The following is a 16,599-nucleotide window of genomic DNA, read 5'->3' as shown; positions in this document are numbered from 1 at the left end:
CGGGCGGTGCTGCGCTGTGAGCGAGAGCGGCGCGTGGCGGGCGCATATGGCAAAATGAGTGCGGCACATTAAGAGGGAAGGTCGGCATGCCGGCACCGTGGTGCTGGCACAGACAAGTGAGGTGAGTTGTGAGCACGTTTAAGCGAGTGGGTCCGCTCACGCGCGGATACAATACCGAGCAGGTCGATGATTTCCTCGCCCGCGCGAAAGACGCATATTCGCGGGGAACTGGCGATATGGACGAAACGGATGTGCGGCGCGTCGGGTTTTCCCGCCAGCGCGGCGGATACGATCCGGCCCGCGTGGATGCCGCCCTTGATCGCCTCGAAGCCGCCTTTATTCACCTCAAGCGCGCAAATACCATCGGGGCGCGCGGGGAACAGGCCTGGCTCAACCTCGCCTACCAGGATGCCAAAAGTCTCTACCCGCGCCTGCTACGCCCGGCCGGGCAACGTTTTGCCGACGCCGAAGACTGGGGATACCGCAAAACGGACGTTGATGAGCTTCTTGACCGCCTCGCCCGGTATTTCGACGGCGAAGAAACCGTAACCTCTGAAGTGGTACGGGATGCTATTTTCCCGGAATCACGCGGAAAAAATGCTTATGATGAGGCCGTCGTGGACGTGTTCCTCGAGCGAGCTGTCAGCGTCTTGCTTGCGGTGGAGTAAACACACCGCGATGAAACGCTCCATTTGGCCGCATCGAGCCGCATCCTCGCTGCGCCGTCTCACGGGCGCGGATAAATCCCGCGCCCTGGAATTTTTAGCCCGCGACCCGATCAATTCCGTGCTCGCCCGCGTCAATGTGGAACGCATGGGCGTGGGAACATCCTCGGCGCTGGCGGCGATGCACCGCCGCGATATTGAAGCCCTCGCTTGGGACGGCGGGAATATTATTCCCCTCGGATTTTCAGCGGCGGGGCTGCGCGAACTAGGCGACGACATTCTGTCCCGGTATCGGGTAGCCTGCTCCATCCTCGGGCCAGCCGACCAGGTTCTTGGACTATGGGAGCACCTGGAGCGCTCCTGGAGTCCCGCCCGCGAGGTTCGCGCGCGCCAATATTCCCTCTCCCTGACCCACGCCTCCCCGGTGGTGCCCGATCCGCAGGTACGCCCGGCCGAACCCTGGGAATTTGGCGCTGTTTTTCCGGCGGCGGTGGCTATGTTCACCGAGGAAGTCGGATACGATCCCACCGTGTACGGACCCACCTACGCACGCCGGGTCCGGGAGCTCATCCGCGCCGGCCGCACCTTCGTGCGCATGGGCATCGACCCCACCACCGGCGCCCCGCGGGTTGAATTCAAGGCGGATATCGGTGCGCTGGCCGGGGGAGTGGCGCAGATCCAAGGCGTATGGACCGCTCCCGACCTGCGCGGGCGTGGGATAGCAACCCGGGCAATGGCCAGCGTCGTCGATCAGGTGCGCGCCCGCCACGCGCCCACCGTCTCCCTCTACGTCAATGACTACAATGCCGCCGCGGTGCGGCTCTACCAGCATGTCGGCTTCAGCCGCGCGGGGGAGTGGGCGACGGTTCTCCTCTAGCTGCGGGGGGGGCACCGTATTCGCTCCAGGCACCGTGCTGCGCCGTATGCGCCGTGCAGCGCCCCGTATGCGCCGTGCCGCGCCGTCGCCCCGTCCACCACCGGTGCCGCCCCGTCCACCACCGGTGCCGCGCCGTTGCCCCGTCCTCCACCGGTGCCGCGCCGTTCCCGGCAAGCGGGTAGAATGGCGGGCGTGCTGAGAATGTCTAGTCTTTTTGTGCGCACCTTGCGCGAAGACCCGGCCGACGCCGAGGTCGCCAGTCATAAGCTCCTAGTCCGCGGCGGGTACGTGCGCCGCGTGGCTCCCGGTATTTACACCTGGCTGCCGCTGGGCCTGCGGGTACTGCGGAAAGTGGAGCAGGTTGTCCGCGAAGAAATGGATGCATCCGGGGCTCAGGAAGTACTTTTCCCGGCGCTGCTCCCGCGCGAACCCTACGAGGCCACAAACCGCTGGAGCGAATACGGCCCCACTCTTTTCAAGCTGGCGGACCGCAAAGGCAACGACATGTTGCTCGCCCCCACGCACGAGGAAATGTTCACGCTCCTCGTCAAGGATCTTTATTCTTCCTACAAGGATCTGCCCCTCACGCTTTACCAGATCCAAACGAAGTACCGCGATGAGGCCCGTCCGCGCGCCGGCGTGATTCGCGGGCGCGAATTCGTCATGAAGGATGCTTATTCCTTCGATATGGACGAGGCGGGGCTGGACGCTTCCTACAATACGATGCGCGCGGCCTACCAGCGTATTTTTGAGCGCCTGGGCCTGCCTTACGCGATTGTCTCCGCCATGTCCGGTGCGATGGGTGGCTCGCGTTCGGAAGAGTTCCTGTTCCCCACCGCTATTGGTGAGGATACTTTTGTCCGGTCCGCGGGCGGTTACGCCGCGAATACCGAAGCTGTTACGACGCCGCCGCTCCCCGAGCAGGACTTCTCCGACGTTCCGGCACCCGAACTGGTGGACACCCCCGGGGCGAAAACCATCGCTGACCTGGTTGAGATGGCGAACCAGGTACATCCCCGCTTGGATCGCCCCTGGAATGCGGCCGATACCCTCAAGTCGGTTATCGTGACCCTCACCCATCCCGACGGGGAGAAAGAAGTGGTGGTCATCGCCCTTCCCGGGGATCGCGAAGTCGATATGAAGCGCGTGGAAGCCAGCTTGGCGCCGGCCGAAGTGGAGCTTGCTTCTCCTGAGGATATGGAGAAGTACCCGGGAATCGTGCCGGGCTATACCGGCCCCGGTGCGGTTGGCCCGCAAGCGCGTGGTGGCGCCGTTGCCGACGGTGCCGATGACGGTGCAGCAACCGGCGACGGCGCAACGGTGCCGGTGGCGCGCCTTCTCCTTGACCCCCACGTAGCCCGTGGTTCGCGCTGGATCGCGGGTGGCAACGCGGTGGATAAGCACGTATTCAACCTGGTGTACGGGCGTGATTTCGAGGCCGATGGCACCATCGAAGCCGCGGAAGTACGCGCCGGCGACGAAGCCCCGGACGGCTCGGGCCCGCTCGATATCGCACGCGGTATCGAAATTGGCCATATTTTCCAGCTGGGGCGCAAATACGCCGAAGCTCTCGGCCTGACGGTGCTCGACGAAAACGGTAAAATCCGCGTGGTCACCATGGGTTCCTACGGTGTGGGTGTTTCCCGCGTCCTCGCCGCTATCGCCGAGCAATACCACGATGAGAAGGGCCTGGTCTGGCCGGTGGGCGTCGCGCCCGCGCAGGTACATATCCTTGCCACCGGTAAGGACGACGCCGTCTTCTCCGCCGCGGAGGACTTAGCTACGCAACTGACTGCCGCGGGTATCGAAGTCCTCTTCGATGACCGCCGTAAGGTGAGCGCCGGGGTGAAATTCGCTGATTACGAGCTCCTCGGTATGCCCTACGCGGTGGTGGTTGGGCGGGGCCTGGCCAACGGGACTGTGGAAGTACGCACCCGCGCCACTGGGGAATCCGAAGACGTGGCGGTGGCGGATGCCGCCGCACGGGTACAGGAGATCCTGGCTGCTGCCCAGGCTAGCGAGTAAACATTCCCACGCTGGGTGACAGTGTGCTCGACTCTGATAACTGATAACCACAAAATGCGCTTCCAGCTACATAAATATGTATGCTCTGGAAGCGCATTTTGTGTGCCCTGGGGGAGTGCAGGCCGGATCCGACCGATAGCCGGCTGGCGTTCGGCTAAAAGGCACCTATGACTCCCACTGCGAAGCAGAAAGCCAGGAGAGTCCCCATATCCGCGACGGTCTCAAGATTGAACCCGAAACGGGGCGGTTTACTGCCGGGCTTGCGATATTTCTTGACGATGACGAATAAAATCGTGAAGACAGCGCAGGCGCCCAGCAACCGCGGCCACTGGTAGGCGAGTGCCTCATTAGTTATTGATTATCGCAGGGATAACGCAATTAGCCTGCCGTGTGTGGCGAAAGTCCGGGGAGTGCTGCGATGCCAAGGCTCTGGCTGGCATCACCAGTGGCCCCGTTAGCTCCGTTCGCACCGTGAGCCCCGCCTGCACCGGTGCCACTGCCCCCATTGGGCCCACCGCCAGCACCATCCAAGGCAAGCACAAAATTGAGAGCTTCCGTGGCCGGAACCGGGCTATGCCACAGCGCCCCGATCAACGTAGCGTAAGCGGCGGATGCGAGTTCATCGTCTGCAACAGCCGGGAGCGGAACGCTGGTGGCTCGGGTATCCGGGGTGCCGGCCCGAAGTAGAGCTTCCTCCAGATCAGCAATGCGCGCGATGCGTTCCATACGCTCGACATGCCCGTCCATGCCGCGGCGTGCCGCATCAACTTCATACCACTGGCGGGCCGTATTCGCGGCCGCGAGAAGCTTCTCGTCGCCGCCCGCCGGCACCAGGAGGTCGACGTCGTACCTGGGGCCACCCGCAACCGCGGCACCGAAGGGCTCCGGGGCAGGCAACCCGGCAGCCTCAGCCACGGCCTGAGCATCCCACGTTGCCCGCAGCGCCATAGCAAAATAAAGTGCGCGCTCCCCGGCTACTTCCTCGGATATCTCCGCGCGAGCGGCGGCGTCTTTCATTGCGTCGCCTGCCGCACTATCCGCCCCGTTTTTCACCGGTGTTTCCGCTGCGGGCAGTAGCGCATCAGCCGCAGTGACCGCCACGGTGCGGATTTTGGATAATTCCGCGAGTAACTCAGTGGCATCCGGAGCAAGAGGAGAAGGCTCGGGAGAATTTGTGTGCCCGGCCGGGGCGCCGCTCGGCCACGCCTGCCACACCCCGCCCAATTGGTTTTCCCATGCGCTCGCGTGTTCGGCAACATCCTGATATACCTGCGCGGCGTAGCCGCCCGTCTCAGCGGCCAGGTCGGTGGCGGCCGCGGAGCACCGTTGGGATGCCACGGCGAGGCTTTGGCGCAGTTCTTGCGTCGTCGTCATGGGTGCGGGGGAGGGATCGCCATGTTCCCACCGCGCTCCCATCGCAATAAGAATGGCGCCAATGATGAGGATCGTAAGCACGGCGGTGCCCACCAGCTGCACCGTGGTTCGAACCGGCTGAGAGGTGCGCCGATGAACGGGCGCTCCGCTCCGGGGTGCAGCTGCCATGCTTCTCCGCTTTCTTGACGAGAATAAAACCGCTTATATTGTGCCACCTCCATCGGTCTGGGAGACGGTGCGCGCGCTGATAACGGTGCGCGTGCTGATAACGGTGCGCGCGGATAACGGCGCGTGGCGCACCGTGCCACCGTGCCACCATCGGCACCGGCAGCGCTACTTGCACCGTGGGAGACGGCGGGTGATAGCTGCACCGTCGGCGAGCGCGGTCATCCCTGCACCGTGAGCACCGTCTGGCACGCCCGTGTACCACGGCGCGGCGCGGAAACTGTAGGATTAGCCCATGAGTCATTCCAAGAGTTCGCGTCCTCCCGCGCGGCGGGACCGCCGCTCTACCGGGCCCCGTAAATCCAGTCAGGCACAGCGGACCGGTGAAATCATCGCCGCGATTGAACCTCTTGTCTCGCAATGCGGACTCTACCTGGAAGGCGTGACGGTGGGCCGTGCCGGCGGGCGCGCCGTCGTTCAGGTCACGGTCGATCTTCCCAGCGGCCCCGGCGGTGTTGGCTCGGATCAGCTCACCGACGTTTCGCGTCTTATTTCCGCGCGTTTGGACGATGTCGACCTCGTCCAGGGTGCCTATAACCTTGAAGTGTCCACCCCCGGTGCCACCCGCCCGCTCGTGGAGCCGCGCCACTTTTCTCGCGCCGTGGGGCGCCTGCTGCGTCTGACACCCTCCGGTGAGGATGAGATCGTGACCAGGCTGCGCGCTGTTGAAGGAGATACCCTCGTTCTCGCATCAGATAACGGGGGAGCGGAACGGCGCTTACCCATTGGCCGGGTGGAACGGGCCCGCGTTGATATTGAATTCCATCGCGACGGCGAGGAAGAGTAGGAGAAATCGTGGATATTCAAATTCACATGAACGAGCTGCGGGCCCTGGAAAGTGAACTTGGTCTGAGCTCCGATGTACTCGTCGAAGCAATTGAAGATGCCTTGCTGCACGCATACGCACGGGTACCCGGTGCGATTCGCGGGGCCCGGGTCGATATGGATCGGCGCACCGGCAAAATCGTGGTGTGGGCCCCGGAAATTGACGAAGAAGGCAACGTCGTCGGTGAATTCGATGACACGCCGCACGATTTTGGGCGCATTGCAACGGCGACGGCGAAATCCGTGATCGCCCAGCGCCTCAAAGAAGCCGAAGCGAATCGCGTGCTCGGTTCCTTCAAAAATAAGCAGGGTGACATTATTTCCGGCGTTGTGCAAGGCCGGGCCGGGCGCGATAGCTTCTCCCGCGATCTCCTCGTGGAAGTCGGGGATCACGAAGCTATTTTGCGAGCGGAGGAACAGGTTCCCACCGAGCATCTCAACAGGGGGGATCGCATCCGCGCCCTGGTCTTGGATGTAGTGGTCACCAGCCGAGGTGCCTCCATTCGGCTCTCGCGTACCCACCCGGATTTTGTGCGCCGTCTCTTCGAACTGGAAGTGCCTGAAATTGCCAGCGGGACTGTGGAACTCGTGGCGCTCGCGCGCGAAGCGGGGCACCGCTCCAAGCTTGCCGTGTACGCGGAAGATCCGGAGGTTAATGCCAAGGGCGCATGTATTGGCCATAACGGTCAGCGCGTGCGTGCGGTCACCACGGAGCTGGGGGGGGAGAAAATTGACATCGTTGATTACAACGATGATCCGGCGGTATTTATCGCCGCGTCACTGTCCCCCGCGAAGGTAAGCCGGGTGGATATCCTCTCCGCGGAGAAGCGCCAGGCTCGCGCCATTGTTCCCGATGGGCAGGCGTCCCTCGCCATCGGTAAAGAAGCGCAAAATGTGCGCCTGGCAGCCAAGCTCACCGGGTGGTCCATCGATATTCGTAAAGAATCCGATGTGCAAGAAGCCTCCGGTGGCGACGTCGCAGATGGCGCCGCTTCCAGCGCCGCTCCCGCCATCCCCGCCGTTGAAGCAAGCGCCGCTGAACACGGGGAAGATCACGCGCCGCATCCGCATGATGACGTGCGTTAGTAGCATCTTGCCGCTAAAATAGATAGGGTGTGACTTTCGAGGCGGTGGGATGATGGCGAAAAATCCGCGCATGTGCGTGGGCTGCCGTCAGCGTGCCGCCCGGGAGGAACTGGTGCGCTTAGCGCTCACCGATGCGGGAGTCGTTGTGGATAAGGAACGGCGACTGCCCGGCCGGGGAGCGTGGGTGCATCTCCGCCCTGACTGTCTAGCCAGGGGAATGCGGTCGGGACAACTTGCGCATGCCTTTCGCTGCGCCGTCGTTCTTCCTCCGCATGCCGTAACAGAAGTAATCAGTTCGCTCGCGTGAGCGGAGCGAAAACCCGAGACCAAGAAAGCGGGTTGGAAGCTGATGGGCACCCGATGAGTACCCAACGATGAACAACCGGATTTAACGGGTCCGTGCGCACTTTTGCCGGGCCCAACGAAGGAGAACTGTGGCAAAAGTCCGCGTCCATGAACTCGCCAAAGAACTGGGGGTGACCAGCAAGAAGCTGCTGGCCACACTCAAGGAGAATGGCGAATTCGTCAAATCTGCCTCGTCCACCATTGAGGCACCTGTTGTGCGTAAAGCACGTGAATACTTTGAAGCGCACCCCGAATTGGTTGAATCCAAGGGGAGCGGCAAGCCGGCACCACGCAAGCCGGTTCGTAAGCATCCTGTGGCCCCCGATGCGGTGGATATGCCCGCCGGTTCGGCCTCGATTGTCGATGTGACGGCGCAGGCGAAGGCCGCCGCGAAATCCGATGCCGCCGGTACCGCTGGCGCCGGTGCACCCAAACCCGGCCCGAAGCCGGCCCCGGCCAAGCAGCATGCGGATAGCGCCGCGGCGCCCACCCCTGCCGCGGTGGCAGGTGGCGGCGCCGCTGCCGGAACGGCCACCGGCACCGCTACCGGCACCGGTGCACCTAAACCTGGTGCCGCAGCTGGTGCGCACGGCGGGGCAGCCCCGAAGCCCGGCAAGCCCGGCTCGCAGCAAGCCACGCCGAAACCGGCTCCCAAGCCCGGCGCTCCCGTACCCTCCGGCAAATCCGGGGAAGCGGCTTCCGCCCAGGGCTCCGCTGCCTCGCACGGCGGCGCTAAGCCCCAGGAAACGGGGCACGCCGGCCGTTCCAATATTCCTACTCCGCGCGGCGCGGTGAAATCAGCCAAGGCCGCGCGTGCCGAAGCTGATCAGCGCACCCCGCGCCCCGGTAATAACCCCTACGCCACTTCGCAGGGTATGCCCCGTCCGGGTGGCGGGCGCGGTCCGCGGCCCGGCAATAATCCGTATGCCACTTCGCAGGGTATGCCCCGTCCCGGTGGCGGGCGCAAGAATGCTGGTACTCCCCGCCCCGGTGCGCACCAAGGCGCGCATCAGAACAACCACGGCGGCGGGCAGCGCTCCGGTGGCGGGCGCGGGCACGGCGGTTCGCGTCCCTCGCCGGCGATGATGCCTAACCAGATGGCCGGTGCTCCGTCCTCCGGGCGGGGCGGTCGCGGCGGTGGCCGCGGGCGCGGTCCGGCTGGCGGCGGTCAGAATCGCGGCGGGCAAGGCCGGCCCACGGGCGGCTTCACCCGCAGTGGCGGGCGTTCACGCGGCGGCTCCACCGCCGGTGCTTTCGGGCGCCGCGGAGGCGGCGGAGGCCGCAAATCCAAGCGGACCCGGCGCGAAGAATACGAAGCACAGTCCTCGCCGATGCTTTCCGGTGTCCAGGTTCCCCGCGGGGATGGCTCCACCGTGGTGCGCCTGCGCCAGGGTGCTTCGCTGGCGGACTTCGCCGAACGTATCGGTGCGTCCTCGGCGGCCCTCATTACCGTGCTCTTCCGCATGGGCGAAATGGCCACGATGAACCAGTCGCTGGACGAAGATACCTTCAAGCTGCTGGGCGCCGAACTCGGCTACGAGGTGGAAGTGCTTTCCGCCGAAGATGAGGATCGTGAAATCCTGGAGAGCTTCGATATTAACCTCGAAGAAGAAGAGCTCCTGGAAGACGAAGAGAACCTCAAGCCGCGTCCTCCGGTTGTTACCGTTATGGGCCACGTGGACCACGGTAAAACCAAGCTTCTCGATGCGTTCCGCCATTCGCGGGTGGAAGGTACCGAATCGGGCGGTATTACTCAGGCCATCGGTGCTTTCCAGACCGATATCGAATACGAAGGCGAAACCCGGGCGATCACGTTCATCGATACCCCCGGTCACGAAGCCTTCACCCAGATGCGTGCCCGCGGTGCGGATATTACCGACATTGCGATCCTCGTGGTCGCCGCGGACGACGGCGTGATGCCCCAGACGGTGGAAGCTATCAACCACGCGCAATCCGCGGGTGTGAAGATCATCGTTGCGGTCAATAAGATCGACGTGGAAGGCGCCAACCCGCAGAAGGTGCGCAGCCAGCTGACCGAATACGGCCTCATCGCCGAAGAATACGGCGGGGACACCATGTTCCTCGACGTGTCGGCCAAGCAGCGTATCGGCATCGACGATCTGCTCGAAGCCATCCTCTACGTGGCTGATGCCGAACTGGAACTCAAGGCAAATCCGGATCGCACCGCGCGCGGTGTTGCCATCGAAGCGAAGCTCGATCAGGGCCGCGGCTCGGTGATTACCGCCCTGGTGCAAACCGGTACGCTGCGGATCTCCGATCCCATCGTGGTGGGTATTGCTCACGGGCGCGTGCGCGCCATGTTCGATGCCAGCGGCAACCCGGTCAAGGAAGCCGGCCCCTCCATGCCGGTCCAGGTGCTCGGTTTGGACGCGGTGCCCTCCGCCGGGGATGCTTTCCTCGTGGCGGACGACGAACGCACCGCACGCCAGATTGCCGAACAGCGCGAATCGGCCCAGCGGGCAGCTTCCCTGGCGCGGCGTCGTAAGCGTGTGTCGCTGGAAAACCTCGGGGATGTCCTCAAGGAAGGCAGCGTCGAAACGCTCAACCTTATTATCAAGGGCGATTCCTCCGGTGCCGTGGAAGCGCTGGAATCCTCGCTCCTCGATATTGAGGTCGACGACGAAGTGGCGCTGCAGATCATCCACCGTGGCGTGGGCGCCATCACCCAGAACGACGTCAATCTCGCAACCGTTGATAACGCTGTCATTATCGGCTTCAACGTGCGCCCCGCCGAACGCGTGGCCGATATGGCCGAACGCGAAGGCGTGGAGATGAAGTTCTACTCGGTCATCTACCAGGCCATCGAGGAAGTGGAAGCGGCGCTCAAGGGCATGCTCAAGCCCGTTCTCGAGGAAGTTCAGCTGGGCAGCGCCGAAGTGCGCCAGCTCTTCCGCTCGGGCAAGGCCGGCACCATTGCCGGCTCCATTGTCCGCACCGGTGCGATCAAGCGCGGGGCGAAGGCACGGTTGGTACGCGACGGCGTCGTGGTGCAACCCGAGCTCGAAATTGTCTCGCTGCGCCGCGAAAAGGACGATGTTACCGAAGTGCGCGAAGGCTACGAATGCGGCATTACGCTCGGCTACCGCGATATTCACGAAGGCGACATTATTGAAACCTTCGAGATGCAGGAGAAGGCCCGCAGCTAGGGAACTGTCCTGAGGAACGTTGCGGCCCGCCGGCTCGCCACTGGCGCTGGCGGGCCGCAGCATATCCACCAGCAATAAAGGAGATGAAGATGGCTAATCCCCGTGCGGAACGGGTAGCGAAACGCATCCAGCAGATCGTGGCGCAAACCATTAACACCCGTATGAAAGACCCGCGGCTGAATATGGTGACCATCACCGATACCCGCGTGACCGGCGACCTCCAGCACGCGACCGTATTCTTCACCGCCATCGGGCATGAGCACCAGGTGAAAGACGCCGCCCGCGGGCTGGAGGCGGCCAAGGGTGCGCTGCGCTCAGAAGTGGGGCGCCAGCTCGGCTTGCGGCTTACCCCGACCCTGGAATTCGTGGCCGACGAACTACCCGAAGGAGCCCGCACCTTTGAGGACGTGCTGGCTGCCGCCCTGCACCGTGACGCCGAACTGGCGCGCAATGCGGAGGGGAAGGAATACGCGGGGGAGGCTGATCCTTACCGCAAGCCCCGTGAGGTAACGGAAGGCGACGGTGCCGCCGCACCGTTAGCCCCTGAGGCATTCCATGAAACCGATGCGCCAGAATCCCTGGCCTGATCTGCCCCGCGCGCAGCATCCGGCGCCGAGCGGCGTCCTGGTTATTGATAAACCAGCCGGGGTGACCTCGCACGACGTCGTTGCCGCGCTGCGCCGTCTATGCGGCACTCGCAAAGTGGGGCACGCCGGTACGCTCGACCCGATGGCCACCGGGGTGCTCGTGGTGGGTATCGGCGCCGGTACCCGCCTCCTCACCTACCTGAGCGGGGCCGATAAGGATTACCGGGCTACGTTCACGCTCGGCATCGGCTCTGATACCGAGGATTGCACCGGTACCGTCACATCCGCTCCAGGTTTTTCCGGTACGACGGCGCAGCTCGACGCTGCCCTTGCTTCCCTCCAGGGTGATATTTCGCAGGTGCCCTCGGCGTATTCGGCCAAGAAGATCGCCGGGCAGCGTGCCTATGATCTGGCCCGGGCCGGGCAAGAGGTGGTGCTCGAAGCGGTGCCAATCCATATTGCCCGCCTGGAACGGAGCGGGGAGCTTTGCTGGCGCCAGGCGCCGGTCAGCGGTACGGCGGCGCTGGACGGTCCGGCTCTAACGGATAGTGCGGCGCAATTAGATGGTGCGGCTCCGATAGAAACTCAAGCAGGAGCTGTGCCGGTTGCAGATGTCGATGTGGAGGTGAGCTGCTCCTCGGGTACCTACGTGCGCGCCCTTGCCCGCGATACCGGGATAGCGTTGGGAAGCGCAGCCCTCATGAGCGCGTTGCGGCGCACCCGCGTGGGTGGCTTCCGGCAAGACGAGGCGGTGAGCGTAGCGGAACTGGCGCAATTGGTGCGGGGAGGGGCGCAGCCCCCCGTTATCCCACTGGCGCAGGTAGCGGCTCGCGCACTCCCGACGGTGCAGATCGCGGCAGCCGAAGCCGAATCCGTGCGCCACGGCCAGTTCCTTGAGGCACGGGGGAGAGCGGTGACCCCCGCCGCAGGAACGGCGCAATCGCGTACTGTAGGTGCGGGAACGGTATCGGGACAAGCACCCGGTGCGGAAAGCGAAGCTGGCACCGTCGCCCTGCTGCACGGTGATGAGCTTGTTGCGGTGGCACGCCGGCACGGGGATAGCCTCCGGCCGGCCACCGTATTCCCGCCCGGCGCATAAATACATAGCTACGTAGACATATAGGTGCATAAAAATCCCCGCGCCGGCACCTCTGTGGTGACGGCGCGGGGTGATGCACGCGTAGCGATAATGTGCGGTTAGTTCGCTACCGCGGCACGGTGGATATGCTCGAGCATGGCCACTCGCTCGGGCAGCGAAGCATTGGCCGGTACGCAGATCTTGGCACCCAGATACTGCGCCCCGCCCTCGCGAGCGGCCGTGGCGCAGCGGGTGATTTCCTCCGCCGTCATAATCGACGTCGGCTCATCGGCCCGCGAGGGGAGATGCCCGTCAATCCAGGAGTAGCCGTACTGGGTTTCTGCCGGGCCCGCCCCGGAGAACATGAGGCCGGCGAGCACGCCCGCCTGTGCACATGCCTCGATATGCGCGAAAGCAGTATCCGCGCTGCGTTCCTCGAGTGCGGAGCGGCCCCAGTTAATGTGGATACCCAGGCCCAGCTCCTGGCAGATGGCGATTTCTTCCTCGAGAGCAAGGAAGCCCTTTTCCGGAGCTTGACCTTCGATATAGCGGTCACAATGCTCAATCACGGGAACTGCCCCGGACCAATCCCACTCCGATAGCTCGGCAAGGGAGGCGCGGAAAGCTGCGCCGTCGGCCTGCTTGGTGGGGGCCGAATGGAGCTGCACCTTCGTGATGACGGGGCGGCCACTGAGCTGGGCGAGGGAGGCAACGGCGTCGCGGATCTCGCGCGTGAAGGCGAGAGCGGCCGTGCGGCCCTCCTCGTCGGGGGAGGCCAGTCCGAAAGCCGGGTTTTTGCCGACGTTCTGCATGGTGCCGGGAATCGCGGTAATTGTGTTAAGCGTCCAGTGCGGGGCGATGACGTCCGCGATGGCCTTGGGGTCACCGGCGAGGACTCCGGGGAAAGGAATTTCGATTCCGGAGATCCATTCCTGCTCCGCCAGCAGGCGATAGTAGTCAGATTGCACCGCGGGTTCGGGGAGCGATGCATAAGCCCCAACAACGAAGGGGAGTGTCATTTATTTTCCTTCCAAAATAATATTTATCGCAGCGCCGGATCACCGGTGCGGACGGTGTCGACCTCCGCGGGAGTGGGGGAGTAGGCACCGTCATGGCTGACGGTCAGCCCCGCCGTAATAACCGCCTGGTGCAGGGCGGGGCGCACGTCGGAGAAGTGGGCGGCGCGTAGGCGCTGCTTGGCTTCCACCGATCCGAGGAGCCCGGCTTCTAGGAGCCCGGCCAACATCCCGGCCATGAAGGAATCACCGGCTCCCACCGTGTCTCCCAGCTCCACATTGAGCGGATCGACGACGAGCATATCGCGCTCCCCGGCCAGCTTGACATAAGCGCCCCACGGCCCGCGGGTGACCACCACCATGCCCGGCCCGGAGGTAACCCACCGGCGCATAATCCGCTCCACCGGTTCACCCGGGTAGAGCCATTCAAGGTCCTCATCGGAGGCCTTGACCACATCGCACAGCGCCACCAGTTCCTCAATGCTCTCCCGCACCTTTTCGGGAGAACCCATAAGATCCGGGCGAGCATTGGGATCGTAAGAGACCGTGCCGGTCAGTGCCTGGCGCTTGACGGCGCGTAAAATCTTCTTGCTCGAGGCACCCACCACCGCAGAGTACGAGCCGCAGTGCAGGTGGCCCACCGTATCCGGGTCTGGGATTTCGGGGAAGTCCGATTCGACGTCGAACTCATAACGCGCCCGGCCCTCCGCGTCGAGGAAGGCGCTCGCGGTAGTGGTGCGGCTGGCGCCGTCCGACCCGGGGACGATCTCCACACCCATAGCGGCGGCCTGCGCGGCAATCCGTTCCCCGCGCTCATCACGCCCGAACCAGGTAGCGAGCTCCACGTGCTGACCGAGCCGGGCGACGCCGGATGCCACATTGAGAAGTGAGCCGCCCACGACCTCGGTGCCGGGTCCGCTTTCTCCCTCACGGATAATGATGTCCACAAGCGCTTCACCGGCGCTCACAAATCGTGCCATTGGTGCCTCCCATCGCCACAGCTGTTCTGCGCGCAGGCCCGGGGCACCGTAACCTGGCTGCCCGACGCTGCGCACGCTTTCTTCGCACACCAGTTTATCTGGAAAATCGCGGTGATTTTGGGGCATACGGGGCGCGGAAGACCCCGCCCCGTGGCATAAAAATGTCAAGTCCGGGTGCGCAAAAAATTCTGGTTTTTGCGCGGGTGGGATAACGGGGCGAATAAGCTACCCTGGAGAACGTGCAGATTTGGACATCTCCTTCAGATATTTCGCCGGATTTTGACCGGAGCGTCGTGACCTTCGGGGTATACGATGGCGTCCACCGTGGGCACCGTGCCGTGCTCACCCGCGCCGTTGATATTGGCCGGGAGCTCGGCTGGCCCGTTATTGTTCTCACGTTTGATCCCCATCCGGCCACCGTCCACCGCCCCGAGGCCCATATTCGCCTCGTTATGAGCCTGCAAGATCGTATTAACCGCATTGAAACGCTGGGTGTGGATGCGCTTTACCTTCAGCATTACGACGCCGCCTACGCCCGCGCCACCGCCGCGGAATTTGTACGGGACCAGCTGGTGGGCCAACTTCGGGCCGGCTTCGTGGTGGTCGGGCATGATGCCCGCTTCGGGGCGGGGAATACGGGGGATGAGGCGGTGCTACGCTCCCTCAGCGCGGAGCTGGGCTTCGGCGTGGAAATCGTAGGTGAGCGGTGCGATGAGGCGGGGGAACGGTGGTCCTCCACCCGGGTGCGCGCCGCGCTCGCCACCGGCAATGTTGATCACGCCGCGCAGATCCTGGGGCGCCCGCACCGTATCCACGGCACCGTGGTACACGGGGCGCGCCGCGGGCGCGAATTAGGATTCCCCACCGCCAATCTCAGCGGGGATGACCTGGGCGAAGTGCCGGCTGACGGCGTCTACGCCGGGTGGCTGGTGCGCCGCGTGCCGGGCGGCAGCGCTGAAGAATACCTTCCGGCAGCCATATCCGTGGGCACCAATCCCCAATTCGATGGCCAGGAACGCACCGTGGAAGCCCACGTGCTCGGGCGTAGCGACCTCAACCTCTACGGGGAGCCCATCAGTATCGATTTCGTCTCCCGCATCCGCCCCATGCTCACCTTCGGATCGGTGGACGAACTGCTGGCCCGCATCGACCTGGACGTTTTAGAAACGGCGGATCGCCTGGGTGTTCCGCCCGCCGGACGCGTGCCACCCGGCGCCGTGCAAGCCTAGCGCCGGCGGCGCCGTCAGCAAACGGCAGGCAGCATTCGCTAGGGTAGGTGCATGAGTACATTCGCTCTTCGCGTCGCCATCAACGCTGTTGCACTGTGGGTGGCCACGCTCCTCATTCCCGGTCTGGCAATGGTGGGGGAGGCCCCCGATACCCTCCGTCTCATCGGATGGTTCGTGGTGGCTGGCCTCATTCTTGCCATTCTCAACGCGGTCATCCGCCCGATCTTGAAGTTCCTGTCCTTCCCGCTCTATATCCTCACGCTCGGGCTTTTCTCCCTGGTGATTAACGCGGCGATGATCTCGCTTACCGCATGGGCCTCCCAGGGCTTGGCGGTGCACCTGGTGGTGGGCAGCTTCTGGGCGGCGCTCTTCGGCGGGATTGTGGTCTCCCTCGTCAATATGGTGCTCAGCGGTTTCGTGGACCGCTCGTAGCGCCCCGTCAGCCCCACCGTCCGGTCAGCCCCGTCAGCCCGCCGTCCGGCCCGCCCCGTCAGCCCCGCCACCCCCACCGTCCGGTCACCACCACCGAGCGGCAAAGGGAAAGCGGGGAAGGCCACACCCGCACTGGCGGATACGCCAGTGCGGGGCGTCGTCGCCGTGTGCTAGAATTTTTAGGCCGTTTACATCGGCCACGGTAGCGTCATGCCTGGGAGAACATGCCCCGGAGCTCCGTGCAACGGAAACTAAGGAGAATCGCATGGCCCTCAAGCCTGAAGAAAAGCAGAAGATCATTGCCGAATACGCCACGCACGAGGGCGATACCGGTTCCCCCGAAGTGCAGGTGGCGCTGCTCTCGGCTCGTATTTCGCAGCTGACGGAGCACTTCCGCTCGCACATCCACGACCACCATTCGCGTCGTGGCCTCATGCTTCTTATCGGCCAGCGCCGCCGCCTTCTCAGCTACCTCGCTGAGGAAGATATCGAGCGGTACCGGTCGCTGATCGCACGCCTCGGCTTGCGTCGATAAGTACTTAAAGCGGCTCGGGTTTCATCCCGGGCCGCTTTCCGTATGCCCGCAGGCGTGAGAAGCGGCTCAGCATCGCCGCAAGTGAACTGTGCGCGGCGCTCAGCTGCTTGCTCGGGCATTACGATAGACAGGGTGCGGTGCGCCTACGCACCC

At 64.1% G+C, this 16,599-nt stretch carries 15 protein-coding genes; 12 read left to right on the top strand and 3 right to left on the bottom strand.

All coding sequences use genetic code 11. From position 1 onward, the window contains the following. Positions 1-128 precede the first annotated feature (128 nt). From ACRQDJ_RS00950 to ACRQDJ_RS00940, 3 genes are all read left to right on the top strand, one after another. Positions 129-668 (top strand): DivIVA domain-containing protein, encoded by a 540-nt coding sequence (locus ACRQDJ_RS00950; RefSeq protein WP_284904317.1) that lies wholly within the window; start codon positions 129-131, stop codon positions 666-668. A gap of 10 nt (positions 669-678) precedes the next feature. Further along, on the top strand, positions 679-1,542 hold the full coding sequence (locus ACRQDJ_RS00945; protein WP_284904316.1) for a GNAT family N-acetyltransferase: 864 nt from the start codon (positions 679-681) through the stop codon (positions 1,540-1,542). A gap of 201 nt (positions 1,543-1,743) precedes the next feature. Then, a complete protein-coding gene (locus ACRQDJ_RS00940; RefSeq protein ID WP_284904209.1) occupies positions 1,744-3,567 on the top strand; it encodes a proline--tRNA ligase in 1,824 nt (607 codons plus the stop codon). A gap of 378 nt (positions 3,568-3,945) precedes the next feature. Here ACRQDJ_RS00940 and ACRQDJ_RS00935 read toward each other — a convergent pair whose 3' ends face one another. Further along, complete coding sequence (locus ACRQDJ_RS00935) at positions 3,946-5,109, bottom strand: hypothetical protein (protein ID WP_284904202.1); 1,164 nt, start codon at positions 5,107-5,109, stop codon at positions 3,946-3,948. A 292-nt stretch (positions 5,110-5,401) separates the two neighbouring features. Between ACRQDJ_RS00935 and rimP the strand changes: the two genes are divergently transcribed. The 6 genes from rimP to truB all read left to right on the top strand — a co-directional run bounded on the left by rimP (position 5,402) and on the right by truB (position 12,275). Further along, positions 5,402-5,953: a ribosome maturation factor RimP gene (gene rimP / locus ACRQDJ_RS00930; protein WP_087070982.1), complete on the top strand. Its 552-nt coding sequence runs from the start codon at positions 5,402-5,404 to the stop codon at positions 5,951-5,953. Positions 5,954-5,967: 14 nt separating this feature from the next. Beyond that, complete coding sequence (gene nusA, locus ACRQDJ_RS00925; RefSeq protein WP_284904207.1) at positions 5,968-7,077, top strand: transcription termination factor NusA; 1,110 nt, start codon at positions 5,968-5,970, stop codon at positions 7,075-7,077. A 49-nt stretch (positions 7,078-7,126) separates the two neighbouring features. Further along, positions 7,127-7,384 carry a YlxR family protein gene (locus ACRQDJ_RS00920; RefSeq protein ID WP_350309595.1) on the top strand — a complete coding sequence of 86 codons (258 nt, stop codon included), beginning with the start codon at positions 7,127-7,129 and terminating at the stop codon, positions 7,382-7,384. 127 nt (positions 7,385-7,511) lie between these two features. Then, on the top strand, positions 7,512-10,589 hold the full coding sequence (gene infB, locus ACRQDJ_RS00915) for a translation initiation factor IF-2 (protein WP_284904200.1): 3,078 nt from the start codon (positions 7,512-7,514) through the stop codon (positions 10,587-10,589). An 89-nt stretch (positions 10,590-10,678) separates the two neighbouring features. Further along, a complete protein-coding gene (gene rbfA, locus ACRQDJ_RS00910; protein ID WP_284904199.1) occupies positions 10,679-11,176 on the top strand; it encodes a 30S ribosome-binding factor RbfA in 498 nt (165 codons plus the stop codon). Continuing rightward, positions 11,154-12,275, top strand: a complete 1,122-nt coding sequence (gene truB / locus ACRQDJ_RS00905) for a tRNA pseudouridine(55) synthase TruB (RefSeq protein ID WP_284904198.1) — start codon at positions 11,154-11,156, stop codon at positions 12,273-12,275. The genes rbfA and truB overlap by 23 nt, the downstream gene beginning before the upstream one ends. A 98-nt stretch (positions 12,276-12,373) precedes the next feature. On the opposite strand, the gene ACRQDJ_RS00900 is transcribed toward truB, so the two are convergent. Next, positions 12,374-13,273 carry a DUF4862 family protein gene (locus tag ACRQDJ_RS00900; protein WP_284904197.1) on the bottom strand — a complete coding sequence of 300 codons (900 nt, stop codon included), beginning with the start codon at positions 13,271-13,273 and terminating at the stop codon, positions 12,374-12,376. A gap of 23 nt (positions 13,274-13,296) precedes the next feature. Next, positions 13,297-14,250: a PfkB family carbohydrate kinase gene (locus ACRQDJ_RS00895; RefSeq protein ID WP_026428554.1), complete on the bottom strand. Its 954-nt coding sequence runs from the start codon at positions 14,248-14,250 to the stop codon at positions 13,297-13,299. Between the two features lie 239 nt (positions 14,251-14,489). On the opposite strand from ACRQDJ_RS00895, the gene ACRQDJ_RS00890 reads away from it, so the two are divergent. The 3 genes from ACRQDJ_RS00890 to rpsO all read left to right on the top strand — a co-directional run bounded on the left by ACRQDJ_RS00890 (position 14,490) and on the right by rpsO (position 16,446). Continuing rightward, positions 14,490-15,479, top strand: coding sequence for a bifunctional riboflavin kinase/FAD synthetase (locus tag ACRQDJ_RS00890; RefSeq protein ID WP_435713305.1), 990 nt, complete (start codon positions 14,490-14,492; stop codon positions 15,477-15,479). A gap of 51 nt (positions 15,480-15,530) precedes the next feature. Then, positions 15,531-15,911: a phage holin family protein gene (locus ACRQDJ_RS00885; RefSeq protein WP_026428556.1), complete on the top strand. Its 381-nt coding sequence runs from the start codon at positions 15,531-15,533 to the stop codon at positions 15,909-15,911. A gap of 265 nt (positions 15,912-16,176) precedes the next feature. Continuing rightward, the gene (rpsO, locus tag ACRQDJ_RS00880; RefSeq protein ID WP_016442511.1) at positions 16,177-16,446 is read left to right on the top strand and encodes a 30S ribosomal protein S15; all 270 of its coding nucleotides are present in this window, start codon (positions 16,177-16,179) and stop codon (positions 16,444-16,446) included. Positions 16,447-16,599: the final 153 nt, after the last annotated feature.

It is taken from the genome of Actinotignum urematis, assembly GCF_051264595.1.
Taxonomy (GTDB): Bacteria; Actinomycetota; Actinomycetes; order Actinomycetales; family Actinomycetaceae; genus Actinotignum; species Actinotignum timonense_A.
The sequence above is the reverse complement of the archived record's forward strand: the minus strand, read 5'-3'. Positions and strand labels throughout refer to the sequence as shown.